The sequence below is a fragment of the Vibrio sp. V43_P6S15P86 genome (assembly GCF_009904725.1).
In the GTDB taxonomy this organism is placed as follows: Bacteria; Pseudomonadota; Gammaproteobacteria; order Enterobacterales; family Vibrionaceae; genus Vibrio; species Vibrio diabolicus.
Genome location: NZ_WXWT01000487.1, coordinates 1 through 23602 on the forward strand (window position 1 = coordinate 1; position 23602 = coordinate 23602).

Sequence of the window (23602 nt, forward strand, 5' to 3'; positions counted from 1 at the left end):
ATTTGAAGCATCTACTTGTTGCGCCCAAAGGTCCCATCCGATAAGCGGAAAAACATGACGGACCGGCCGCTTTTTTCTAGTTGCAGCATATCCAACTCGCCTTCATCGCTAAGCTTAAAGCGAATCAATTGTCCTTGTTTAATTTGGCTCAGCGGCTTATCACTGCCTTCGATTTTTACTAGAGCGCTAAGATCCGCCATCGAGAGCTGATTACTTCTGAAAACCTGCGCTAACGTGTCGCCATTTTTAACCGTGTACTCTTTCCAGTCTTCGGATTTCGGCCCAGAATTCTGAGAGGTTCTTTGCTGGCTTAAACTCTGTGCGTTCAGCTGAATCGCTACGCGCTGATGATCGACCTCAGCTTGCTCAACTGATTGTTCTGTTTTATTCGGCAAAGGAATAACAAGGAGTACCAGAATCAATGGTACTAAAACCATCAAAGCTCGTTGATGGAATTTCGGTAGGCGCAGCCAAAACTGCTTAACAGGCTGTATACGCTCCAACCACTGCTCTTTGTTGAACGGCTGCTTCCAGTCGATAGCAGCGAATTTTTGTTTAACCAATTCGACATAGTCGACTTGCTGCTTTTTCTTTCTGCGACGATTCATTTTAATGAGTCCCTTAATACTTCTACTGCCAGTATAAAAATACCGACGCGGAGAGTATATGTTTTTCACTAAACTAAAATGGAATTTGGATTAAATTAGCAGAAATTTCACTTGGAGTAAGAGATAAGTCACACCCTGGCCGCCTCAATTAAGCATTCAGTCGCAATCATTTAAACCTAAGCTCGAAACTGATATCCTGTTGCCTTTATCACTCCTAACAAGAGCGACATTCATGTCTGAAATTAAATTTGAAACTGCAGAACAAAAAGCAAGCTACGGCATTGGTCTGCAAATGGGTCAGCAACTTGCAGGTTCTGGTCTTGAAGGTCTTAGCGTTGATGCTATCGCAGCGGGTATTGCAACAGCACTAACTGGTGACATGCCATCAATCGAAATTGATGAAATCAACAAAGCACTACAAGAACTTCACACTCGTGCAGAAACCGCTCGCCAAGAAGCAGCGAAAATTGCAGCAGCAGAAGGCGAAGCGTTCCTAAAAGACAACGCACTACGCCCTGAAGTTAACGTTCTAGACTCTGGCCTTCAGTACGAAATCATTTCTGAAGGTACTGGTGCAGTTCCAACAGCAGAAAGCTCAGTTCGCGTTCACTACCACGGTGAGCTAACTGACGGTACTGTATTCGATAGCTCTGTATCTCGCGGTCAACCAGCTGAGTTCCCTGTTACAGGCGTAATCAAAGGCTGGGTAGAAGCACTACAACTAATGCCTGTTGGTTCTAAGTGGAAACTATACGTACCACAAGACCTTGCGTACGGTGAGCGTGGCGCTGGTGCAGCTATCCCTCCATTCGCAGCACTAGTTTTCGAAGTAGAACTACTAGATATTCTTTAATTGAAACCATTTTCAATTATGATTTAATAAAACGGCGCATTAGCGCCGTTTTTTTGTCTAAACTGAATAGACTTTCTCACCTCTAAACCTTTCATTCTGATAGCCTTTAAAACAATAAAATCACGTTAAAAACGCTCAACCTTCGGAGGTACTATGCGTAAAACACTCCTGACTCTAGCACTCTTATCAATGAACATTGGTAGTGCACACGCATTCTTAGATTCCGTCACGCAAAAAAGTAAAGAAAGTGGCCTAATGGATATGGTAGGTAGTAGCCTGAACACTGAATCATCTCCATTGACAGACATGCTAACTAGCCAATTACCTGTATCTACAGAACAAGCGGCTGGAGGTAGTGGCGCACTACTCGCTTTGGCTCAAAGCCAGCTTTCACAAGAAAATAGCAGTGAATTACAGTCTTTGATTCCTGGGCTTTCAAACTTGCAAGGAGCACAAAGCTTACTGGGGAATATTGAGAATATCAGTGCAGTAAAAAGTGCATTCGATACGTTGGGTTTAGATCCCTCTATGATCAGTCAGTTTGCTCCAGTAATTCTGGATTACTTGAACAAACAAGGCGCTAGCGAGGGACTTCTAAGTTCGTTGGGCGGGTTGTGGAATACTAGTAAATAAGCGCAAGTGATAATCACTTTTTAAATTGCCAGTCTGCATGGAGTAAAATAAATGCAGGCTGGATATAAAGATTTACTGAATCGCAGATACAAAAAAGCCGAGCTAACGCTCGGCTTTCTCGTTCTTACGAACTGATTACTCAGCAGCTTCTTCAGCAGCTGGGCGATCTACAAGCTCAATGTAAGCCATTGGAGCTTTATCACCAGCACGGAAGCCAGCTTTTAGGATACGAGTGTAACCGCCCTGACGAGCAGCAAAACGTGGACCTAGTTCGTTAAATAGTTTTGCAACTACTTCGTTGTCACGAGTACGTGCAAATGCTAGACGACGGTTAGCAACACTGTCAGTCTTAGCTAGTGTAATCAAAGGCTCAACTACGCGACGTAGCTCTTTTGCTTTTGGCAAAGTAGTCTTGATAACTTCATGACGTACTAGAGAGCTAGCCATGTTGCTGAACATCGCTTTGCGATGTGAGCTGTTGCGGTTGAGTTGACGACCACTCTTACGATGGCGCATGACCTAATCCTTCTAACTAGTATCGATTAATCTTCAGCGATTGATGCAGGTGGCCAGTTTTCTAGGCGCATGCCCAGAGACAGACCACGTGACGCAAGTACGTCTTTAATCTCAGTAAGAGATTTTTTACCAAGGTTAGGCGTTTTAAGTAGCTCAACCTCAGTACGTTGTACTAGATCACCGATGTAGTGAATCGCTTCTGCTTTCAGACAGTTAGCAGAGCGAACTGTTAGTTCAAGATCGTCTACAGGACGCAGTAGGATCGGATCGAATTCTGGCTTCTCTTCTTTCTCCTCAGGAACTCGTACATCACGAAGATCTACGAATGCATCCAATTGTTCAGCTAGGATTGTAGCTGCACGACGGATTGCTTCCTCAGGCTCTAGAGTACCGTTTGTTTCCATATCGATAACAAGCTTGTCTAGATCAGTGCGCTGTTCTACACGAGCTGCTTCTACAGCGTAGGCAATTTTGTCTACTGGGCTGTAAGTAGCATCTACTAGTAGGCGACCGATTGGACGCTCGTCTTCTTCGTTATGAATACGCGCAGAAGCTGGAACATAACCACGACCACGTTCTACTTTAATACGCATTGCGATTTCAGCGTTGTCATCCGTTAGGTGACAAATAACGTGTTCAGGGTTAGCGATCTCTACATCACCATCATGGGTGATGTCACCTGCAACCACAGGGCCCGAGCCTGATTTGTTCAAAGTAATGAACACTTCATCTTTGCCTTCAGCAACACGCACTGCCAAACCTTTAAGGTTTAGAAGGATTTCAAGAATATCTTCTTGTACGCCTTCTTTAGTGCTGTACTCGTGAAGTACGCCTTCGATTTCTACTTCTGTCACTGCACAACCAGGCATAGAAGATAGAAGAATGCGGCGAAGTGCATTACCCAGAGTATGACCAAAGCCACGCTCTAATGGCTCAAGAGTTACTTTTGCGTGAGTCGAGCTGATTTGTTCGATGTCAACTAGACGTGGCTTAAGAAATTCTGTTACAGAACCCTGCATTGTGTCCTCTCTTTAGTTTAAACCTTACTTAGAGTAAAGCTCGACGATCAATTGTTCGTTGATGTCAGCTGATAGATCAGAACGCTCAGGCATACGCTTGAATGTACCTTCCATCTTGCCACCATCTACTTCAATCCAAGTTGGTTTTTCACGTTGTTCAGCAACTTCTAGAGCCGCTTTAATACGAGCTTGCTGTTTAGCTTTCTCGCGAATAGAAACAACGTCATTAGCCGCTACTTTGAAAGAAGGAACGTTTACAACTTTACCGTTTACTAGGATAGCTTTGTGGCTAACTAGCTGACGTGCTTCTGCGCGAGTTGCACCAAAGCCCATGCGGTAAACTACGTTATCAAGACGACCTTCAAGAAGCTGAAGTAGGTTTTCACCAGTGTTGCCTTTTAGGCGAGCAGCTTCTTTGTAGTAGTTACGGAATTGTTTTTCTAGAACGCCGTACATACGACGTACTTTTTGCTTCTCACGAAGCTGAACGCCATACTCAGATAGACGACCGCGACGAGCGCCGTGTACACCTGGTGCGTTATCAATTTTACACTTGGTATCGATCGCGCGAACACCAGACTTAAGGAATAAGTCAGTGCCTTCACGACGGCTAAGCTTCAGCTTAGGACCCAAATATCTTGCCATGATTCTTCTCCAATTGTCCTAGAAACGTTATACGCGACGTTTCTTAGGTGGACGACAACCGTTATGAGGGATTGGTGTAGCATCAACGATGTTTGTGATGCGGAAACCAGCGGCGTTTAGTGCACGAACAGTAGATTCGCGACCTGGACCAGGACCCTTAACCATAACTTCCAAGTTCTTTAGGCCGTATTCTTTAGCCATTTCAGCACAACGCTCAGCAGCAACCTGTGCAGCGAACGGAGTAGACTTACGAGAACCACGGAAACCAGAACCACCTGCAGTAGCCCATGCAAGAGCGTTACCTTGACGGTCAGTAATGGTTACGATTGTGTTATTGAAAGAAGCATGGATGTGCGCAACGCCATCTGCAACTTGCTTGCGTACGCGCTTACGAGCGCGAGTTGGTTGTTTAGCCATTGTACTCTACCTTCCCGATTATTTCTTGATCGGCTTACGCGGACCCTTACGGGTGCGAGCGTTGGTTTTAGTACGCTGTCCACGTAGTGGTAGACTGCGACGATGACGAAGACCACGGTAACAGCCAAGGTCCATAAGACGCTTGATGTTCATAGATACTTCACGACGTAGATCACCTTCTACAGTGTACTTAGCTACACCATCACGCAGTTGATCGATCTGCTCTTCAGTTAGTTCACTGATCTTAACATTTTCAGCAATACCCACTTCAGCTAGGATAGCTTGAGAGCGAGTTTTACCGATGCCGTAGATCGCTGTTAGAGCGATTACTGCATGTTTCTGATCAGGAATGTTAATGCCTGCTATACGGGCCATTATTCACTCCTAAGTGTTTCTATAAAAGAATTAGCCGCAGCAAAGCCCGTTATGGATACGCTGCGGAATACTACTTCTTTTGCACGCAAAAGGTAGGCCGAGGAATATACTCGACCCAACCTTCATTTTCAAGTAAAAATTTCTGCTAATTAGCCTTGGCGCTGTTTGTGCTTTGGCTCACTGCAAATCACGCGAACGACACCGTTACGCTTGATTACTTTACAGTTACGGCAGATTTTTTTAACGGAAGCACGAACTTTCATTGCTAAACTCCGTAAATGAAACTGAGTCTACCGCCGGATTAACGGCCGTAGCCTTTCAGATTCGCTTTCTTCAACACAGAATCATACTGTTGAGACATCAGATGAGTCTGTACCTGTGCCATAAAGTCCATAATTACAACAACTACGATTAGTAGCGATGTACCGCCGAAGTAGAAACGTACGTTCCACGCGACCATCATGAACTCGGGAATCAGACAGATAAAGGTAATGTACAGTGCACCAGCAAGGGTTAAACGTGTCATTACTTTATCAATGTACTTCGCTGTCTGCTCACCTGGGCGGATACCGGGTACGAATGCACCAGACTTCTTCAAGTTATCTGCTGTTTCACGCGGGTTGAAAACCAACGCCGTGTAGAAGAAACAGAAGAAGATAATTGCTGCTGCATAAAGCATTACATACAACGGTTGACCTGGGCTAAGAGCCAAAGACACGTCAGTTAACCAACCGAACGCGCTGCTCTCGCCGTTTTGACCAAACCACTGAGCCAATGTTCCTGGGAACAAGATAATGCTTGATGCAAAAATCGCTGGAATTACACCTGCCATGTTAATTTTAAGAGGCAGATGCGAGCTTTGCGCAGCAAATACTTTACGACCTTGTTGACGCTTCGCGTAGTTAACGACGATTCGGCGTTGACCACGTTCCATGAAAACAACGAAGTAAATGACTGCAAAAGCTAATACCGCGATTAGCAACAGAAGAAGTACATGCAATTCACCTTGACGCGCTTGCTCGATTGTTTGACCGATTGCAGAAGGCAATCCAGCAACAATACCTGCAAAAATCAGTATCGAAATACCGTTACCAATTCCTCGCTCTGTAATTTGTTCACCTAACCACATTAAGAACATGGTACCGGTTACTAAACTTACGGTAGCAATTAGCGTAAACATGGTTTGGTTGATAACAACCAGATTGTCGACCATGTTTGGTAGGCCAGTTGCAATACCTATAGCTTGGAAGGTTGCAAGTACAAGCGTGCCGTAGCGTGTGTATTGGCTGATCTTACGACGGCCTGCTTCACCCTCTTTTTTGAGTTCAGCTAACGCTGGATGAACTACAGTTAGCAATTGGACAACAATAGATGCCGAAATATACGGCATGATGCCCAATGCTAATATAGATGCACGCTCAAGAGCACCACCGGAGAACATGTTAAACATTTCAACGATGGTACCTTTTTGCTGTTCGAACAAATCGGCAAGTACAGCAGCGTCAATACCAGGAATCGGCACAAAGGAGCCGGCTCGGAATACTAAAAGTGCACCAATTACGAATAACAAGCGCGACTTTAGTTCACTTAAGCCGCTCTGAGCACTACGAAAATCTTGTCCTGGTTTCTTAGCCATCTGTACCTCGTTCCTCGAGATTATTCCTCGATTTTACCGCCTGCAGCTTCGATTGCAGCTTTAGCGCCTTTAGTCACACGTAGACCTTTCACAGTCACTGCTTTGTTGATTTCACCAGAAAGAACAACTTTTACAAATTCGATGTTCTTAGTGATGATGTTAGCAGCTTTAAGACTGTTTAGATCAACTACGTCACCAGAAACTTTCGCTAGCTCAGCTAGACGAACTTCAGCAGACACTAGGCTCTTACGAGAAGTGAAACCGAATTTTGGTAGACGTTGTTTCAGAGGCATCTGACCGCCTTCGAAACCTGGACGAACACTGCCGCCAGAACGTGATTTTTGACCTTTGTGACCACGGCCACCAGTTTTACCTAGGCCTGAACCGATACCACGACCTACTCGCTTCGCAGAAGTTTTCGCGCCAGCAGCCGGTGCTAGAGTATTCAAACGCATTCTGATTACTCCTCAACTTTAACCATGTAGTAAACCTTGTTGATCATACCGCGAATACACGGAGTATCTTCAAGTTCTACTGTGTGGTTGATTTTACGAAGACCTAGACCGCGCAAAGTAGCTTTGTGCTTTGGCAGACGACCAATTGAGCTTTTAGTTTGAGTTACTTTAATAGTTGCCATGGTGTTCTTACTCCGAAATAGATTCAACAGTTAGACCACGTTTAGCAGCAACCATTTCTGGTGACTTCATGCTACCTAGTGCATCGATCGTTGCACGAACGATGTTGATAGGGTTCGTAGAACCGTACGCTTTAGATAGTACGTTGTGTACACCAGCAACTTCTAGTACTGCACGCATCGCACCACCTGCGATAACACCAGTACCTTCTGCAGCAGGCTGCATGTAAACTTTAGAGCCCGAATGGCGACCTTTCACTGGGTGGTGAAGAGTGCCTTCGTTTAGAGCGATCGTAGTCATGTTACGACGCGCTTTTTCCATTGCTTTTTGAATCGCTGCAGGTACTTCACGAGCTTTGCCGTAACCGAAACCTACACGACCATTACCGTCACCAACTACTGTTAGTGCAGTGAAGCTCATGATTCGACCGCCTTTAACCGTCTTAGATACGCGGTTAACTGCGATTAGCTTTTCTTGCAAATCATTCGCTTGAACTTGTTGTTCTTTAGCCATCTTCCAACCCTACCTTAGAATTTCAGACCAGCTTCGCGAGCAGATTCTGCTAGCGCCGCTACTCGACCGTGGTATTGGAAACCAGAACGATCAAATGCAACTGCAGTTACGCCCTTCTCAAGAGCGCGCTCAGCAATAGCTTTACCCACTGCTTTAGCTGCATCAACGTTACCAGTGTATTTCACTTGCTCACGGATCGCTTTTTCTACAGTAGAAGCTGCTGCGATAACCTCAGAGCCGTTAGCCGCGATAACCTGTGCGTACACGTGACGAGGAGTACGGTGTACAACTAGGCGAGTCGCACCCAGTTCTGCAATCTTACGACGTGCACGTGTAGCACGACGGATGCGAGATGCTTTCTTATCCATAGTGTTACCTTACTTCTTCTTAGCTTCTTTAGTACGCACATTTTCATCTGCGTAACGAACACCTTTGCCTTTGTATGGCTCAGGCTCACGGTAAGAACGAATGTCAGCCGCAACTTGACCAACTAGTTGCTTGTCAGCACCAGTGATCACGATTTCAGTTTGGCTTGGACATTCAGCTTTAATACCCGCTGGCAACTCGTGCTCAACTGGGTGTGAGAAGCCTAGTGTTAGACCTACAGCGTTGCCTTTGATAGCAGCACGGTAACCTACACCTTTAAGAGTTAGCTTCTTAGTAAAGCCTTCAGTAACACCAACAACCATGTTGTTAACTAGAGCGCGAGCAGTACCTGCTTGAGCCCATGCGTTAGCAACACCTTCTTTAGGACCGAAAGTCAGGTTATTTTCTTCCTGAGCGATTACAACTGCATCGTTAAGAACGCGAGTTAGTTCGCCTTTCGCACCTTTTACAGTGATTTCTTGGCCGTTTAGTTTCACCTCTACGCCAGCTGGAATAGCGACAGGTGCTTTTGCAACACGAGACATAGTCTACTCCTTATTAAGCTACGTAAGCGATGATTTCACCACCAAGACCTGCTTTACGTGCAGCGCGGTCTGACATAAGACCCTTGGAAGTTGAAACGATAGCAATACCAAGACCACCCATTACAGAAGGAAGTTCATCTTTCTTCTTGTAAACACGTAGACCTGGACGAGAAACACGTTTAAGTTGCTCGATTACTGGTTTAGCTTGGAAGTACTTAAGTGTAACTTCTAGCTCAGGTTTTGCTTCGCCTTCAACAGCGAAGTCAACGATGTAACCTTCAGCTTTTAGTAGTGCAGCAATTGCAACTTTAAGCTTTGAAGAAGGCATTTTTACAGCAACTTTGTTTGCTGCCTGACCGTTACGAACGCGGGTCAGCATATCCGAAATCGGATCTTGCATGCTCATATGATTTACTCCAAATGATTAAGTGGCAATTACCAGCTAGCCTTACGAAGACCCGGAATCTCGCCTTTCATGCAAGCTTCACGAACCTTAATACGGCTTAGACCGAACTTACGTAGGTAACCGTGTGGACGACCAGTTTGGTTGCAACGGTTGCGCTGACGTGATGCACTTGAATCACGTGGAAGAGATTGCAGTGTAAGAACCGCGTTCCAACGATCTTCTTCAGATGCGTTTACATCGCTGATGATAGCTTTTAGCGCTGCACGCTTTTCAGCGAACTTAGCTACTAGCTGTGCACGTTTAGCTTCACGTGCTTTCATTGATTGTTTAGCCATAACAGTAACCCTTCACCTTACTTACGGAATGGGAAGTTAAAGGCAGCCAGCAGAGCACGGCCTTCCTCATCAGTACCAGCAGACGTCGTAATAGTGATGTCTAAACCGCGTACACGATCAACTTTATCAAAGTCGATTTCCGGGAAGATGATTTGCTCGCGAACGCCCATGCTGTAGTTACCGCGACCGTCAAAAGACTTAGCGCTAACACCACGGAAGTCACGTACACGTGGAAGAGCGATGTTAATTAAACGCTCAAGAAAATCCCACATACGTTCGCCACGCAAGGTTACTTTACAACCGATAGGGTAGCCTTCACGGATTTTGAAACCTGCAACAGATTTGCGCGCTTTTGTGATAAGTGGCTTTTGACCAGAGATCGTTGCCATATCAGACGCTGCATTTTCTAGCAGTTTCTTATCGTTGATTGCTTCACCAACACCCATGTTTAGGGTGATTTTCTCGATTCTAGGGACTTGCATGACGCTTGTGTAACCGAACTGTTTGGTCAGTTCAGCGACTACAGACGACTTGTAGTAATCATGCAGTTTCGCCATAGTAGAACTCCAAATTACTTCTATTAGTTAGAAACGGTTTCGCCGTTAGACTTGAAGAAACGAACTTTTTTGCCGTCTTCAAAACGGAAACCGATACGGTCAGCTTTACCAGTAGCTGCGTTGAAAATCGCCACGTTAGAAACGTCGATTGCTGCTTCTTGCTCTACGATACCGCCTTGGATACCCATAGCTGGAACAGGTTTCTGATGCTTCTTAACTAGGTTGATACCTTCAACGATAACTTTACCAGTTGCTAGAACCTTAGTTACTTTACCTTTCTTGCCTTTGTCTTTACCAGCAAGAACGATTACTTCGTCATTACGACGGATTTTAGCTGCCATTTCTACGTGCTCCTTACAGAACTTCTGGAGCCAGTGAAACGATCTTCATGAACTTATCGCCACGAAGTTCGCGTGTCACAGGACCAAAGATACGTGTACCGATTGGTTGCTCAGTATTGTCGTTTAGCAATACGCAAGCATTTCGGTCGAAGCGAATGACAGAACCGTCAGGACGACGTACGCCTTTACGGGTGCGCACTACCACCGCCTTCAGAACATCACCTTTTTTAACTTTACCGCGAGGGATTGCTTCCTTCACAGTAACTTTGATGACGTCACCGATATGTGCATAACGGCGGTGAGAGCCACCCAGAACCTTAATACACATTACGCTGCGTGCGCCTGAGTTATCAGCTGCGTCCAGCATACTTTGCATTTGGATCATGTTAGTGCTCCGCTAAATATTAATAACTAGACCCATCACGGGTCGGGCTGCCTCTTTAAAAGGGACGCGAATTGTACCACCCTTTTTTGTGATTGGGTAGTCAAAAAATAAACGGCTCCAAAAATATTTTGGAGCCGCTTTAGTTTCATAGAATTAACGAGATTAAATCTTCGCCTTTTCTAGAACTTTTACCAAAGTCCAAGACTTAGTCTTAGACAGTGGACGACACTCTGCGATTTCAACTGTGTCGCCTAGGCCACACTCGTTGTTCTCGTCATGTGCGTGTACTTTAGTCGTACGTTTTACGTATTTACCGTAGATTGGGTGTTTTACGAAACGTTCGATAGCAACAGTGATAGACTTGTCCATCTTATCGCTAACAACACGACCTTGTTGAGTACGTTTTACTTCGCTCATTATGCGCCTGCCTTCTCAGTCAAAACAGTTTTCACACGTGCGATATCACGGCGTACAGCTTTCAGAGTATGAGTTTGCTGTAGTTGACCAGTCGCAGCTTGCATGCGCAAGTTGAACTGTTCACGTAGCAAATTCATTAGCTCAGCGTTAAGCTCTTCAACGCTTTTCTCGCGTAGATCTTGTGCTTTCATCACATCACCTGCTTAGTTACAAATGTAGTTTTGAAAGGCAGTTTACGTGCCGCAAGACGGAACGCTTCACGTGCCAATTCTTCAGGTACACCACCCATTTCGTACATAACCTTACCAGGTTGGATTTGGGCTACCCAGTACTCAACGTTACCTTTACCCTTACCTTGACGAACTTCAAGTGGTTTTTCTGTGATTGGTTTGTCTGGGAACACACGGATCCAGATTTTACCTTGACGCTTAACGTGACGTGTCATTGCACGACGTGCCGCTTCGATTTGACGAGCAGTTAGACGACCACGGCCAACAGCTTTAAGACCGAATTCGCCGAAGCTTACATCAGTACCTTTAGCTAGACCACGGTTACGACCAGTCTGAACCTTACGGAACTTAGTACGTTTAGGTTGTAGCATCTGTCGACTCCTTACTTACGGCCTTTACGCTGCTTCTTAGGCTTGTCGCCTTTAGGCTCTACAGCGTTAGCTGCTGGCATACCACCTAGGATTTCACCTTTGAAGATCCAAGTTTTAATGCCGATCACACCGTATTGAGTGTGAGCCGAAGAAGTTGCGTAATCAATGTCAGCACGTAGAGTGTGTAGAGGCACACGGCCTTCACGGTACCACTCTGAACGTGCGATTTCAGCGCCGCCTAGACGACCGCTTACTTCCACTTTGATACCTTTAGCGCCTAGGCGCATTGCGTTTTGTACTGCGCGCTTCATAGCACGACGGAACATAACACGACGCTCTAGCTGAGACGCGATGCTGTCACCAACAAGTTGCGCATCTAGTTCAGGCTTACGTACTTCAGCGATGTTAATTTGCGCTGGTACACCTGCAATTTTAGCTACAGCTGCGCGTAGCTTCTCAACGTCTTCACCTTTCTTACCGATAACAACGCCTGGACGAGCAGTGTGAATAGTCACACGGATGCTCTTAGCAGGACGCTCGATAACGATACGTGATAGAGACGCTTTTTTCAGTTCACTTGTAAGGAACTGACGTACCTTGAAGTCGCCGTCTAGGTTGTCAGCGAAATCTTTGGTGTTAGCAAACCATGTAGCATTCCAAGGCTTAACGATGCCTAGACGAATACCATTTGGATGTACTTTTTGACCCATTGCTTACTCTCCTAGTCTCTAGCGATCTGCTACAACAACAGTGATGTGGCTTGAACGCTTCAAGATACGATCCGCACGACCTTTAGCACGAGGCATAATACGCTTCATGGTTGGGCCTTCATCTACAAAGATTTTTGCGACATTCAGATCGTCAATATCTGCACCTTCGTTGTGCTCCGCGTTAGCGATAGCAGACTCTAGAACTTTCTTAACTAGTGCAGCAGCTTTTTTGTTGCTGAACGTTAGGATTTCTAGAGCTTGGTCAACAGATTTACCACGGATTAGATCCGCAACTAAGCGAGCTTTCTGAGGCGAAATGCGAGCAAAGTTATGTTTAGCAATTGCTTCCATTATTTACTCCTTAGCGCTTCTTAGCTTTCTTATCCGCAGCGTGACCGCGGTAAGTACGTGTTGGTGCGAATTCACCCAGTTTGTGACCGATCATTTCATCAGTTACAAATACTGGTACGTGCTGACGACCATTATGGACAGCGATGGTCAAACCGATCATCGTAGGGATGATCATTGAACGACGGGACCAAGTCTTAATAGGCTTTTTGTCTCCGCTTTCCACCGCTTTCTCTACCTTCTTCAGCAAGTGTAGGTCAATAAAAGGACCTTTCTTGAGAGAACGTGGCATGGCGATTCCTCTTTATATAGATTACTTGTTACGACGACGTACGATGTACTTGTCAGTGCGTTTGTTCTTACGAGTCTTGAAGCCTTTAGTAGGCATACCCCAAGGAGATACTGGGTGACGACCACCAGAAGTACGGCCTTCACCACCACCGTGTGGGTGGTCAATCGGGTTCATTACAACACCACGAACCGTTGGACGGATACCGCGATGACGTGATGCACCTGCTTTACCAAGTTCACGTAGCATGTGCTCAGAGTTACCAACTTCACCGATTGTTGCACGGCCTTCAGAAAGAACTTTGCGCATCTCGCCAGAACGTAGACGGATAGTTACGTACGCACCGTCGCGAGCAACGATTTGAGCGTAAGCACCAGCCGAACGAGCTAGCTGACCACCTTTACCAGGCTTAAGTTCAACGTTATGTACTGTTGAACCTACTGGGATATTACGCATTGGTAGAGTGTTACCAGCTTTGATTGGTGCATCAACACCAGACTGAATAACATCACCAGCTACAACACCTTTAGGTGCTAGGATGTAGCGACGCTCACCGTCTTTGTAAAGAACTAGAGCAATGTTTGCGCTACGGTTTGGATCGTATTCAAGACGCTCAACTGTCGCTGGAATACCATCTTTAGTACGTTTGAAGTCAACTACACGGTAGTGGTGCTTGTGACCACCGCCGATGTGACGTACTGTGATACGACCCTTGTTGTTACGACCACCGTTCTTAGAGTTTTTCTCTAGAAGAGGTGCGTATGGCTTGCCCTTGTGTAGGTCAGCGTTAACAACTTTAACAACGTGACGACGACCAGGGGAAGTCGGCTTACATTTAACAATAGCCATTTTTAACTACTCCTGTTATTCCGCGCCGCCAACGAAGTCAAGATCTTGACCTTCTTTCAAAGTAACGTACGCTTTCTTAACGTCGCTGCGGCGACCTTGGCGTAGACCTTGACGTTTGGTCTTACCCTTAGTGATAAGAGTATTTACAGACTTAACTTCAACTTCAAATAGCTTTTCTACAGCTGCTTTGATCTCTTTTTTAGTCGCATCTTTAGCTACTTTGAAAACGATAGTGTTCGCTTTCTCAGCTGCCATAGTTGCTTTTTCAGAGATGTGCGGTGCACGTAGAACTTTTAGGATACGCTCTTCAGTGATCATGCTAGCATTTCCTCTACTTGCTTAACTGCTTCTGCAGTCATTACAACTTTGTCAAACGCGATTAGAGATACTGGATCGATACCAGCAACATCACGTGCGTCAACTTTGTATAGGTTACGAGCAGCTAGGAATAGATTCTCATCTACTTCGCTAGTCACGATTAGAGCGTCAGTTAGCTCAAGCTCTTTAAGCTTAGCAACTAGCTCTTTAGTCTTTGGTGCTTCAACTGAGAAGTTATCAACAACGATTAGACGCTCTTGACGAACAAGCTCAGAAAGAATGCTCTTCATAGCACCACGGTACATTTTTTTGTTTACTTTTTGGCTGTGATCTTGTGGTTTCGCAGCAAAAGTAACACCACCTGTACGCCAGATTGGGCTACGGATTGTACCAGCACGCGCACGGCCAGTACCTTTTTGACGCCATGGCTTAGCGCCACCGCCAGAAACTTCTGAACGTGTTTTTTGAGCACGAGTACCTTGACGAGCACCTGCTGCGTACGCAACAACTACTTGGTGTACAAGAGCTTCGTTAAACTCACGTCCGAAAGTAGTTTCGGAAACAGTTAGTGCATCGGCACCTTTAACCATTAGTTCCATTACTTACTCCTGAGACGTTATGCTTTAACAGCTGGTTTAACGATCACGTTGCCGCCAGTTGCGCCTGGGACTGCACCTTTAATAAGAAGCAGGTTGCGCTCAGCGTCAACACGTACGATCTCTAGGTTTTGAGTCGTTACACGCTCAGCACCCATGTGACCTGCCATTTTCTTGCCTTTAAATACGCGACCTGGAGTCTGACATTGACCGATAGAACCAGGAGCACGGTGAGACAATGAGTTACCGTGAGTCATATCTTGAGTACGGAAGTTCCAACGCTTAACAGCGCCTTGGAAACCTTTACCCTTAGATGTACCAGTAACGTCTACTTTCTTAGTTTCGTTGAATAGTTCAACAGTTAGTTCTGAACCAACTTCGAACTCTTCGCCGTTTTCTAAACGGAATTCCCAAAGACCGCGACCAGCTTCAACGCCAGCTTTAGCAAAGTGACCTGCTTCAGCTTTGTTTACGCGGTTAGCTTTCTTAGAACCAGCTGTAACCTGGATTGCTGCGTAGCCGTCAGTTTCAAGAGTTTTCACTTGAGAAACACGGTTAGCTTCAACCTCAACAACAGTTACTGGGATAGAAACGCCTTCTTCAGTAAATACGCGGGTCATGCCCACTTTACGACCGATTAGACCAATCATACTTCTAATCTCCCTTAACCTAGGCTAATTTGAACGTCAACGCCCGCAGCAAGGTCTAGACGCATTAGAGCATCAACAGTCTTGTCTGTTGGCTCAACGATGTCGATTAGACGCTTGTGAGTACGGATTTCGTACTGGTCACGTGCTTTCTTGTTAACGTGTGGAGAGATAAGAACTGTGAAACGCTCTTTACGAGTTGGCAGTGGGATTGGACCACGAACCTGTGCGCCAGTGCGCTTAGCTGTTTCAACGATTTCCGCTGTAGAAGCATCGATTAGTTTGTAATCGAAAGCTTTTAGGCGGATACGGATACGTTGGTTCTGCATGAGACAGAGCTCCAAATTTAATAAATTACACAAACAATATCGCCACTCAAACTCGTCAAGACGAGAGAATGCCGATTGATTTATGTGAAACCGTAGCATCCAAGATTAGGACGCATTGTCAGTTAATTTTCGATTAACTATCCCTATATGCCAAAGTCACCTTTGAGGATAGTTTTTCCGAAGAAAAGATAGCTAATTGTATTAACCGCGAACATAAGCTGAGTATACATTACCTCACAAATCCTTAGATTTGCTCGCTCCTCACTGCTCATTGGTTCACAACTGGCTTAACCAGTGCGCTGCATTATACAGATCACACTTTAGGTTGCAAGCACTGAGTGAAAAATAATCGGGAATATTCCAAACCCCATACATTCCTCTTCGCTTGGTAGCCATTAAACAAAAAGGACGCCGAAGCGTCCTTTTCTAAACTGTAATCGTAATAGCGGCTGCTATTATTTCTTACCGCTTGATAGTGCACCGAAACGCTTGTTGAAGCGATCAACACGGCCGCCTGTATCAACGATACGTTGCTTACCAGTGTAGAATGGGTGACACTTGTCACATACGTCTAGGTGGATAGACTCTTTACCTAGAGTAGAGTTGAACTCAAAAGAGTTGCCGCAAGAACAAGTCGCTTTTACTGCTTTGTATTCTGGGTGGATACCAGCTTTCATGGGATAACCTCAATAGTAGGCCGTGTCGCTATACGAATCTAAGCCGCACACCACACGCAATTAATAATAAAATGGGATACCGCATCAACTAATTGCCGAAGCCATATCTCAAGGCGCGATATAGTAAAGAATCACATTGCTCGGATCAACATATTTGGCAACTTTTTCGCCACTTTTTTAGCCAGACTAATCATAGAGGCACGATTCACGCTGAATCACATAGCTTTACTCGAATTTCCATACCGATTTTAATAGACTCTCATTTCCTTTCCCTCTTTTTAATAGCTAAGAATTTATGCGTCCAACCATTGCTAGAGTGGCATTACCCGTTCCGCTCGACAAACAATTTGATTACGCCATTCCGGGGCACCTGTTTCCGATCATTGGTGGACGCGTTTCCGTACCTTTTGGACGCCAAACCTTAGTCGGCATCGTCACCGCAATGGTGAACCACTCCGACTTTCCTAAAGAGCAGCTTAAGCCAATCAAAGCGGTATTAGACTCCCAACCGATATGGCCAGAGACGCTTTATTCTCTGCTAAATTGGTGCAGCCAGTTCTATCAGTACCCTCTAGGTGACACTCTACACAATGCAATGCCTGCCGCGCTGAGGAAAGGCAAACCGGCCGACTTTGCAACGCTACAAGAATGGCAACTGACAGAAGCAGGAAGAAATAAGCTCATGCAAGGGCTTGGACGTGCGATAAAACAACAGCGTGCACTCCAAATGATGATCAACGGACCGATCCCGCATCAAGAGCTCTTGGATCAAGAAGTAAACTCAACCATCTTAAAAAATCTCGAAGAAAAAGGTTGGGTCGAACGCATCGAGAAAAAGCCGGTTATTACGAAATGGAGTCAAAATGTAGAGTGTGCGGTAGAGAAACCAAAGCTTAACCACGAACAAGCACTCGCGATTGCCAGCGTAAATAGCCAAACGGGCTTTGCTTGCTATTTATTAGAAGGGGTCACGGGATCCGGTAAAACCGAAGTTTACTTAAACCTTATCAAGCCCGTTCTAGAGCAAGGGAAACAAGCATTAGTTTTAGTACCTGAGATCGGTCTAACGCCCCAAACCATCAACCGCTTTAAGCATCGATTTAATGTCCCGGTAGATGTGATTCATTCCGGTTTGAATGAAACAGAGCGTTTGAACGCCTGGTTATCGGCTCGCGATAAAGCCGCGGGGATCATCATTGGTACGCGCTCAGCCCTACTAACACCTTTTGCTGACTTGGGGATTATTATCGTTGATGAAGAGCATGACTCCTCGTATAAGCAGCAAGACAGCTTGCGTTACCATGCCCGTGATGTTGCCGTCATGCGTGCCCATAAAGAGCAAGTACCGATTGTCCTTGGCTCAGCGACGCCAGCGTTAGAAACCCTACATAATGCACTGTCTGGTAAATATCACCATTTAACACTAACCCAACGAGCTGGCTCTGCCGTGCCAACCACCAATAAAGTGTTAGATGTAAAAGGTCAGTATTTAGAAAGTGGCTTATCCGCCCAACTGATTGCAGAAATGCGCAAACACTTAAAAGTGGGCAATCAGGTTATGTTGTTTCTTAACCGCCGAGGTTTCTCGCCCGCTTTGATGTGCCATGAATGTGGTTGGATTGCAGAATGTAAACGCTGTGATGCGTACTATACGTTCCACCATTACAGCAACGAAATACGCTGCCATCACTGCGGCTCACAACAACCTGTCATTCATCAGTGTCAGGGATGTGGTTCAACTCAACTGGTTACCGTCGGCGTAGGAACTGAGCAGCTCGAACAACAATTGGCTCAGTTGTTTCCAGAATACAACGCCATTCGCATCGACAGAGACAGCACACGTCGCAAAGGTAGCTTGGAAGATGCCCTTGAGTCGATTCGTAAAGGTGAATACCAAATACTGATAGGCACTCAAATGCTGGCTAAGGGGCACCACTTTCCAAATGTAACGCTCGTTGCTCTTTTGGATGTTGATGGCTCTCTATATAGTAGTGACTTCCGCGCTTCGGAGCGATTAGCTCAGCTGTTTATTCAGGTCGCAGGTCGTGCTGGCCGAGCAAGTAAACCTGGCGAAGTGATCCTGCAAACTCACCATCCTGAGCACAGCTTGCTGCAAGCCCTACTTCAAAAAGACTATCGTCACTTTGCTATGACAGCTCTGGAAGAACGTAAGCTCGCCCAGCTTCCGCCTTATAGTTTCTTGACTCTGTTTAAAGCAGAAGCAAACCAAAGTGAAGTGGTTGAAGACTTCTTACGTCAGGTTCGCTTTACCTTAGAATCGCATCCTTTATTTGACGACACTTGCATGGTGCTGGGTCCAACACCATCACCTCTCGCCAAACGTGCAGGCAAATACCGCTGGCAGCTGTTACTTCAAACCCAGCATCGTTCATTGATGCAAAAGTTATTAACCAGTGCCAAACCTGCTATTGAGTTGTTGCCAAATGCCAAGAAAGTTCGCTGGAATTTAGACATAGAGCCACAAGATCTCAGCTAGCAAACGTTTAACTATGTAATGAATTACCATTTAATGTGACGAACGTCACGACGGGATTGCAATTTTTGTTAAACAGACCGTAACTTTCACTTTAGAAATGAATAGACTATCCAAATTAGAAAAGTCTAAAGTGACTTGTTCGCACAGACTTAGATTAAAACAATGACTATTCCCACAAATTGATGTCGCAGTGAAAAATCCATTTTTCCACTTATTAACACGAACTGAGCGAAAAGCAAACGCTGCTCTAACTCAACGTGATTACTATGATTTCAAACCGGAATAACGTCATCTTGGCAAAAAATAAACGAGAGGTTAAAAACTATGGCGACAATGAAGGATGTTGCCCAGCTTGCGGGAGTGTCTACGGCTACGGTATCTCGAGCATTAATGAACCCAGAAAAAGTATCTTCTTCAACGAGAAAAAGAGTAGAAGATGCCGTACTTGAAGCGGGTTATTCTCCAAACTCATTAGCGCGTAACTTACGTAGAAACGAATCAAAAACCATTGTCACTATCGTTCCCGACATCTGTGATCCTTATTTTTCTGAAATTATTCGCGGCATTGAAGATGCTGCCATGGAACATGGCTATCTAGTCCTGCTGGGCGATAGCGGACAACAGAAGAAACGCGAAAGTTCTTTCGTTAACCTCGTATTTACTAAGCAGGCGGATGGAATGCTACTGCTTGGCACAGATCTACCGTTCGATGTCAGTAAGCCAGAACAAAAGAACTTACCTCCGATGGTAATGGCGTGTGAATTTGCGCCAGAGTTAGAACTTCCAACAGTACATATTGATAACCTGACCTCAGCATTTGAAGCGGTGAATTACCTAACCCAACTAGGTCATAAACGCATCGCGCAAATCTCGGGTCCAGATACGGCAATATTGTGTCAGTTCCGCCAGCAAGGTTATCAACAAGCCTTGCGCCGTGCAGGCATCAATAAAGACCCTCAATATAGTGTCATTACTGAGTTCTCTTTTGATGGCGGAGCAAAAGCCGTTCGTAAACTGCTCGAATTACCTGAGCCACCAACAGCTATTTTCTGTCACTGTGACACAATGGCCATCGGCGCAATTCAAGAAGCGAAAAAGCTTGGCTTACGAGTACCGCAAGATCTCTCCGTTGTGGGCTTTGATGACATTAACTTCGCTCAGTACTGCGATCCACCGTTGACCACCATCTCTCAGCCTCGCTATGAGATTGGTCGACAAGCAATGCTAATGATGCTCGAGATGTTAAAAGGCCACGACGTGCATTCAGGCTCGCGTTTGCTTGAAACTAATCTCGTCATTCGCGGAAGTGCAGCGCCACCACAGCGCCCTTAACCTAAAAATTAAGTATCCATACCCAAAGCGGTGCTAAGGCGCCGCTTTTTATTTACCCCATCTGCTTTTTGTTTATCCCGTACAAATATAAGCTCGAACGGAAACACACTCCGACGTTGTCGCGCTTTAGCTATCAAGATTCTATCAATAGGGTGTTTTCTCAACTCGTTCTGGATTAACATATTTGCAAGAATCCTTGATGACCAGAAATAACCGTGGCAAATAGAGATTATGTAAGACGGGGGCGAGGCGCCCCAAAAAAGTCGACAAAAAAACAGCCGCCGAGAAGAAAAAAACCTTGGCGTAGTGGCCTGCTCGCTATCTTGCTTGTGGGCGGTTTTGGCTATGGTCTTTACCTTTTGAGTAGCGACCCAGAACCAAAACCACCTGTCGTGAAACAGCCAACAACCACTGTGAGCAAACCAAAGCCGAAAAAAGACTTGCCACCACCACCAGAAGAAAAATGGGAATATGTTGAGTCACTACCGAAACGTGAAGTTGAAGTTGTGGCCAAAGAAATTGAAGTTTCTAAAATTCCTTACATCATGCAATGTGGTGCTTACAAAACCCAGGCGCAAGCAGAAGAGCGTAAGCTTGCAATCGCGTTCCAAGGGATGTCGAGCAAGATTCGTAAGAAAGAAGGTAGTTCATGGTATCGCGTGGTGCTAGGTCCGTATAAGTTCAAACGTGATGCAGAACGTGACCGTCATAAACTGCAACGCGCGAAAATCGAGCCATGTGCGATTTGGAAAGAAAATCTTTAAACTCAGGCCCTAGGAGCTAAGATCCTAGGGCCTTTCTTTTTGCCCCCTTGAATCCCTATTTCCCCTCCCCCATATACTGAATTAAATCCAAAGAGAAATAATCAAGAGGTCGACTGTGACTACCATTGTATCTGTACGTCGAAATAATAAAGTCGTCATCGCGGGTGATGGCCAAGTATCTCTAGGCAATACCGTAATGAAAGGTAATGCGCGCAAAGTTCGCCGCTTATATAACAACCAAGTACTAGCGGGCTTTGCTGGCGGCACTGCGGATGCCTTCACCCTTTTTGAACGCTTCGAAAGCAAGCTGCAAATGCACCAAGGCCACCTAACTAAGGCTGCGGTTGAGCTAGCCAAAGACTGGCGTAGCGATCGTGCTCTGCGCAAGCTCGAAGCCTTGCTTGCCGTTGCCGACGAAACCGCATCGTTAATCATTACCGGTAATGGTGATGTCGTACAGCCAGAACACGACCTGATTGCGATTGGCTCTGGTGGTGCTTACGCACAAGCTGCAGCAACCGCCCTACTAGAAAACACAGATCTAGATGCTCGTGAGATCGCGGAAAAAGCCCTCAACATCGCGGGTGATATTTGTGTCTTCACCAACCACCACCACACAGTAGAAGAGCTAGACTCAACGGTAGAGCCTGAAAAACCAACCGCGTAATCGTAACGAAGTAAGGAAAGAATATGTCTGAAATGACGCCTCGCGAAATCGTTCATGAATTGAACCGCCACATTATCGGTCAAGAAAAAGCCAAGCGTTCGGTTGCGATTGCACTTCGTAACCGCTGGCGCCGTATGCAGCTTGAAGAAAGTTTGCGTGCCGAAGTGACGCCAAAAAACATTTTGATGATTGGTCCTACTGGTGTTGGTAAGACTGAAATAGCACGCCGCCTAGCAAAACTGGCAAATGCACCATTCATCAAAGTTGAAGCGACAAAATTCACAGAAGTGGGTTACGTTGGTAAAGAAGTTGAAACCATCATCCGTGACCTGACTGATGTCGCGGTAAAAATGACGCATCAACAAGCGATGGAAAAAGTAAAATTCCGCGCTGAAGAGCAAGCGGAAGAACGCATTCTTGATGCGCTACTGCCACCAGCACGTGATAGCTGGGGTCAAGCAGAGCAAACGGAAGAGTCTTCTCACACTCGCCAGATCTTCCGTAAGAAACTGCGTGAAGGCCAACTAGACGATAAAGAAATTGAAATCGACGTAGCCGCACCGCAGATGGGCGTAGAGATCATGGCGCCTCCTGGTATGGAAGAGATGACTAACCAGCTGCAAGGCATGTTCCAAAACCTGGCAGGCGACACTAAGAAAAAACGTAAGCTGAAAATCAAAGACGCAATGAAAGCGTTAGCGGAAGAAGAAGCGGCAAAACTGGTTAACCAAGAAGAGCTAAAAGAAGCGGCGATTTTCAACGTTGAAAACAACGGCATCGTATTTATCGATGAGATCGACAAGATCTGTAAACGCGGCGAGAGCTCAGGCCCAGACGTTTCACGCGAAGGTGTTCAGCGTGACCTACTTCCATTGATTGAAGGCAGCACGGTATCAACCAAGCACGGCATGGTAAAAACAGACCACATTCTGTTTGTTGCATCTGGTGCATTCCAAGTGGCAAAACCATCTGACTTGATCCCAGAATTGCAAGGTCGTCTACCAATTCGTGTTGAGCTAGAAGCACTAAGCAGCAACGACTTCAAACGCATTCTGACAGAACCAAAAGCCTCTCTAACAGAGCAGTACGTTGCGTTGATGAAAACGGAAGATGTGGACATCGAATTCACAGAAGACGGCATCACGCAAATCGCGGAAGCGGCATGGACGGTCAACGAAAGCACAGAAAACATCGGTGCTCGTCGCTTACACACCGTAATGGAACGCTTGATGGATGAAATCTCTTACGACGCAGCGGAGCAATCTGGCGCTAAATTCGTTATTGATTCCGCTTATGTGAAAGAGCGCCTAGGCGACACGATTGAAGATGAAGATCTAAGCCGCTTTATTCTGTAAGTAGTAAGAGTCAATTAGCCTAGAGAATTACCTAGTGTAAATGTACATATTTGGAAATTTTCATTTGGTGCATTTAAGCCATTACCATCACGCCACTTTTAATAAGAGCGACACTGGGTAATGGCTTTCTTGAGCTACGCGAAAATGATACTAAATTTCAAAAAAAAATATCCATAGACGATGAGAGCGCAATGCCTATACCTCTATGGATAACGAATTAAATTTACTCTAATCTCGTAGCGCCATGTAACACGCGTTTTCACCTTATTGTAGGATGAGAGCTTTCAGGCAACTAATCGAAATCTATGTTTAATATTAATTAGATGATTCCTCTCCCTGAATAAAGAAAGCGGGCTCAGGCATGGACTCTCAAGTATAGAACCTGAAACGAATATAATTATAGGTTTTGTATCTTATAGTT

The 23602-nt window shown here is 45.5% G+C and carries 37 protein-coding genes; 7 read left to right on the plus strand and 30 right to left on the minus strand.

Features of this window, described 5'->3' with window-relative positions; translation table 11 throughout:
• Positions 1 to 11 precede the first annotated feature (11 nt).
• A complete protein-coding gene (locus CAG69_RS21755; RefSeq protein WP_046874056.1) occupies positions 12 to 608 on the minus strand; it encodes a LysM-like peptidoglycan-binding domain-containing protein in 597 nt (198 codons plus the stop codon).
• Positions 609 to 840: 232 nt separating this feature from the next.
• Between CAG69_RS21755 and CAG69_RS21760 the strand changes: the two genes are divergently transcribed.
• Together CAG69_RS21760 and CAG69_RS21765 are read left to right on the plus strand one after the other, a co-directional pair.
• Positions 841 to 1461, plus strand: coding sequence for an FKBP-type peptidyl-prolyl cis-trans isomerase (locus tag CAG69_RS21760; protein ID WP_005392370.1), 621 nt, complete (start codon positions 841 to 843; stop codon positions 1459 to 1461).
• 153 nt (positions 1462 to 1614) lie between these two features.
• Complete coding sequence (locus CAG69_RS21765; protein WP_012841172.1) at positions 1615 to 2094, plus strand: DUF2780 domain-containing protein; 480 nt, start codon at positions 1615 to 1617, stop codon at positions 2092 to 2094.
• A gap of 135 nt (positions 2095 to 2229) precedes the next feature.
• Here the strand turns inward: CAG69_RS21765 and rplQ are convergent, their stop codons facing one another.
• From rplQ to rpmE, 29 genes are all read right to left on the minus strand, one after another.
• Positions 2230 to 2610 (minus strand): 50S ribosomal protein L17, encoded by a 381-nt coding sequence (gene rplQ / locus CAG69_RS21770; RefSeq protein ID WP_005383141.1) that lies wholly within the window; start codon positions 2608 to 2610, stop codon positions 2230 to 2232.
• 26 nt (positions 2611 to 2636) lie between these two features.
• On the minus strand, positions 2637 to 3629 hold the full coding sequence (locus CAG69_RS21775) for a DNA-directed RNA polymerase subunit alpha (protein ID WP_005383143.1): 993 nt from the start codon (positions 3627 to 3629) through the stop codon (positions 2637 to 2639).
• 24 nt (positions 3630 to 3653) lie between these two features.
• Complete coding sequence (rpsD, locus tag CAG69_RS21780) at positions 3654 to 4274, minus strand: 30S ribosomal protein S4 (protein ID WP_005383146.1); 621 nt, start codon at positions 4272 to 4274, stop codon at positions 3654 to 3656.
• Between the two features lie 27 nt (positions 4275 to 4301).
• Entirely contained in the window at positions 4302 to 4691 is a 390-nt protein-coding gene (rpsK, locus tag CAG69_RS21785; protein ID WP_001118870.1) for a 30S ribosomal protein S11, read from the minus strand.
• Between the two features lie 18 nt (positions 4692 to 4709).
• Positions 4710 to 5066 carry a 30S ribosomal protein S13 gene (gene rpsM, locus CAG69_RS21790; RefSeq protein ID WP_005383154.1) on the minus strand — a complete coding sequence of 119 codons (357 nt, stop codon included), beginning with the start codon at positions 5064 to 5066 and terminating at the stop codon, positions 4710 to 4712.
• A 149-nt stretch (positions 5067 to 5215) separates the two neighbouring features.
• Positions 5216 to 5329, minus strand: coding sequence for a 50S ribosomal protein L36 (gene rpmJ, locus CAG69_RS21795; protein WP_000868186.1), 114 nt, complete (start codon positions 5327 to 5329; stop codon positions 5216 to 5218).
• Positions 5330 to 5367: 38 nt separating this feature from the next.
• Positions 5368 to 6702, minus strand: a complete 1335-nt coding sequence (gene secY / locus CAG69_RS21800; RefSeq protein WP_005379562.1) for a preprotein translocase subunit SecY — start codon at positions 6700 to 6702, stop codon at positions 5368 to 5370.
• 20 nt (positions 6703 to 6722) lie between these two features.
• Positions 6723 to 7157: a 50S ribosomal protein L15 gene (gene rplO / locus CAG69_RS21805; protein WP_005383155.1), complete on the minus strand. Its 435-nt coding sequence runs from the start codon at positions 7155 to 7157 to the stop codon at positions 6723 to 6725.
• Positions 7158 to 7162: 5 nt separating this feature from the next.
• Positions 7163 to 7339 (minus strand): 50S ribosomal protein L30, encoded by a 177-nt coding sequence (gene rpmD, locus CAG69_RS21810; RefSeq protein ID WP_005379565.1) that lies wholly within the window; start codon positions 7337 to 7339, stop codon positions 7163 to 7165.
• A gap of 7 nt (positions 7340 to 7346) precedes the next feature.
• Entirely contained in the window at positions 7347 to 7850 is a 504-nt protein-coding gene (gene rpsE, locus CAG69_RS21815; RefSeq protein WP_004745894.1) for a 30S ribosomal protein S5, read from the minus strand.
• A 14-nt stretch (positions 7851 to 7864) separates the two neighbouring features.
• Complete coding sequence (gene rplR, locus CAG69_RS21820) at positions 7865 to 8218, minus strand: 50S ribosomal protein L18 (protein ID WP_005379568.1); 354 nt, start codon at positions 8216 to 8218, stop codon at positions 7865 to 7867.
• A gap of 9 nt (positions 8219 to 8227) precedes the next feature.
• The gene (gene rplF, locus CAG69_RS21825) at positions 8228 to 8761 is read right to left on the minus strand and encodes a 50S ribosomal protein L6 (RefSeq protein ID WP_005392377.1); all 534 of its coding nucleotides are present in this window, start codon (positions 8759 to 8761) and stop codon (positions 8228 to 8230) included.
• A 13-nt stretch (positions 8762 to 8774) separates the two neighbouring features.
• Entirely contained in the window at positions 8775 to 9167 is a 393-nt protein-coding gene (gene rpsH, locus CAG69_RS21830; RefSeq protein WP_005379572.1) for a 30S ribosomal protein S8, read from the minus strand.
• 29 nt (positions 9168 to 9196) lie between these two features.
• Positions 9197 to 9502 carry a 30S ribosomal protein S14 gene (gene rpsN / locus CAG69_RS21835; RefSeq protein ID WP_012841173.1) on the minus strand — a complete coding sequence of 102 codons (306 nt, stop codon included), beginning with the start codon at positions 9500 to 9502 and terminating at the stop codon, positions 9197 to 9199.
• A 17-nt stretch (positions 9503 to 9519) separates the two neighbouring features.
• Positions 9520 to 10059, minus strand: a complete 540-nt coding sequence (gene rplE / locus CAG69_RS21840) for a 50S ribosomal protein L5 (protein ID WP_005379573.1) — start codon at positions 10057 to 10059, stop codon at positions 9520 to 9522.
• A 23-nt stretch (positions 10060 to 10082) separates the two neighbouring features.
• On the minus strand, positions 10083 to 10400 hold the full coding sequence (rplX, locus tag CAG69_RS21845) for a 50S ribosomal protein L24 (RefSeq protein ID WP_005379574.1): 318 nt from the start codon (positions 10398 to 10400) through the stop codon (positions 10083 to 10085).
• A 13-nt stretch (positions 10401 to 10413) separates the two neighbouring features.
• Complete coding sequence (gene rplN / locus CAG69_RS21850; RefSeq protein WP_004410450.1) at positions 10414 to 10785, minus strand: 50S ribosomal protein L14; 372 nt, start codon at positions 10783 to 10785, stop codon at positions 10414 to 10416.
• Between the two features lie 162 nt (positions 10786 to 10947).
• A complete protein-coding gene (rpsQ, locus tag CAG69_RS21855; protein WP_005379575.1) occupies positions 10948 to 11202 on the minus strand; it encodes a 30S ribosomal protein S17 in 255 nt (84 codons plus the stop codon).
• A complete protein-coding gene (gene rpmC, locus CAG69_RS21860; protein ID WP_005379576.1) occupies positions 11202 to 11393 on the minus strand; it encodes a 50S ribosomal protein L29 in 192 nt (63 codons plus the stop codon). Before rpmC ends, rpsQ begins: the two co-directional genes overlap by 1 nt.
• On the minus strand, positions 11393 to 11803 hold the full coding sequence (gene rplP / locus CAG69_RS21865; protein ID WP_005379577.1) for a 50S ribosomal protein L16: 411 nt from the start codon (positions 11801 to 11803) through the stop codon (positions 11393 to 11395). The genes rpmC and rplP overlap by 1 nt, the downstream gene beginning before the upstream one ends.
• A gap of 11 nt (positions 11804 to 11814) precedes the next feature.
• Complete coding sequence (gene rpsC / locus CAG69_RS21870) at positions 11815 to 12513, minus strand: 30S ribosomal protein S3 (RefSeq protein ID WP_005383161.1); 699 nt, start codon at positions 12511 to 12513, stop codon at positions 11815 to 11817.
• Positions 12514 to 12531: 18 nt separating this feature from the next.
• A complete protein-coding gene (gene rplV / locus CAG69_RS21875) occupies positions 12532 to 12864 on the minus strand; it encodes a 50S ribosomal protein L22 (RefSeq protein WP_005383164.1) in 333 nt (110 codons plus the stop codon).
• A gap of 10 nt (positions 12865 to 12874) precedes the next feature.
• A complete protein-coding gene (gene rpsS, locus CAG69_RS21880) occupies positions 12875 to 13153 on the minus strand; it encodes a 30S ribosomal protein S19 (RefSeq protein ID WP_004394525.1) in 279 nt (92 codons plus the stop codon).
• Positions 13154 to 13174: 21 nt separating this feature from the next.
• A complete protein-coding gene (gene rplB, locus CAG69_RS21885) occupies positions 13175 to 13999 on the minus strand; it encodes a 50S ribosomal protein L2 (protein WP_005383168.1) in 825 nt (274 codons plus the stop codon).
• A 15-nt stretch (positions 14000 to 14014) separates the two neighbouring features.
• Positions 14015 to 14317: a 50S ribosomal protein L23 gene (gene rplW, locus CAG69_RS21890; RefSeq protein WP_004398471.1), complete on the minus strand. Its 303-nt coding sequence runs from the start codon at positions 14315 to 14317 to the stop codon at positions 14015 to 14017.
• The gene (gene rplD / locus CAG69_RS21895; RefSeq protein WP_005379556.1) at positions 14314 to 14916 is read right to left on the minus strand and encodes a 50S ribosomal protein L4; all 603 of its coding nucleotides are present in this window, start codon (positions 14914 to 14916) and stop codon (positions 14314 to 14316) included. The genes rplW and rplD overlap by 4 nt, the downstream gene beginning before the upstream one ends.
• A 17-nt stretch (positions 14917 to 14933) precedes the next feature.
• On the minus strand, positions 14934 to 15563 hold the full coding sequence (rplC, locus tag CAG69_RS21900; protein WP_005379555.1) for a 50S ribosomal protein L3: 630 nt from the start codon (positions 15561 to 15563) through the stop codon (positions 14934 to 14936).
• Between the two features lie 14 nt (positions 15564 to 15577).
• Positions 15578 to 15889, minus strand: a complete 312-nt coding sequence (rpsJ, locus tag CAG69_RS21905; RefSeq protein ID WP_004410492.1) for a 30S ribosomal protein S10 — start codon at positions 15887 to 15889, stop codon at positions 15578 to 15580.
• A gap of 455 nt (positions 15890 to 16344) precedes the next feature.
• The gene (rpmE, locus tag CAG69_RS21910; RefSeq protein ID WP_005379546.1) at positions 16345 to 16566 is read right to left on the minus strand and encodes a 50S ribosomal protein L31; all 222 of its coding nucleotides are present in this window, start codon (positions 16564 to 16566) and stop codon (positions 16345 to 16347) included.
• Positions 16567 to 16861: 295 nt separating this feature from the next.
• Here rpmE and priA point away from each other — a divergent pair, with 295 nt between their 5' ends.
• The 5 genes from priA (at position 16862) to hslU (ending at position 23181) form a co-directional block, all read left to right on the plus strand.
• Complete coding sequence (gene priA, locus CAG69_RS21915; RefSeq protein WP_161446213.1) at positions 16862 to 19063, plus strand: primosomal protein N'; 2202 nt, start codon at positions 16862 to 16864, stop codon at positions 19061 to 19063.
• A gap of 303 nt (positions 19064 to 19366) precedes the next feature.
• Complete coding sequence (gene cytR, locus CAG69_RS21920) at positions 19367 to 20395, plus strand: DNA-binding transcriptional regulator CytR (protein WP_254901949.1); 1029 nt, start codon at positions 19367 to 19369, stop codon at positions 20393 to 20395.
• Between the two features lie 215 nt (positions 20396 to 20610).
• Positions 20611 to 21159, plus strand: a complete 549-nt coding sequence (ftsN, locus tag CAG69_RS21925; RefSeq protein WP_053809480.1) for a cell division protein FtsN — start codon at positions 20611 to 20613, stop codon at positions 21157 to 21159.
• Between the two features lie 115 nt (positions 21160 to 21274).
• A complete protein-coding gene (hslV, locus tag CAG69_RS21930) occupies positions 21275 to 21826 on the plus strand; it encodes an ATP-dependent protease subunit HslV (RefSeq protein WP_005383176.1) in 552 nt (183 codons plus the stop codon).
• Between the two features lie 23 nt (positions 21827 to 21849).
• Positions 21850 to 23181, plus strand: a complete 1332-nt coding sequence (gene hslU / locus CAG69_RS21935; protein WP_005397950.1) for an HslU--HslV peptidase ATPase subunit — start codon at positions 21850 to 21852, stop codon at positions 23179 to 23181.
• Positions 23182 to 23602 lie beyond the last annotated feature (421 nt).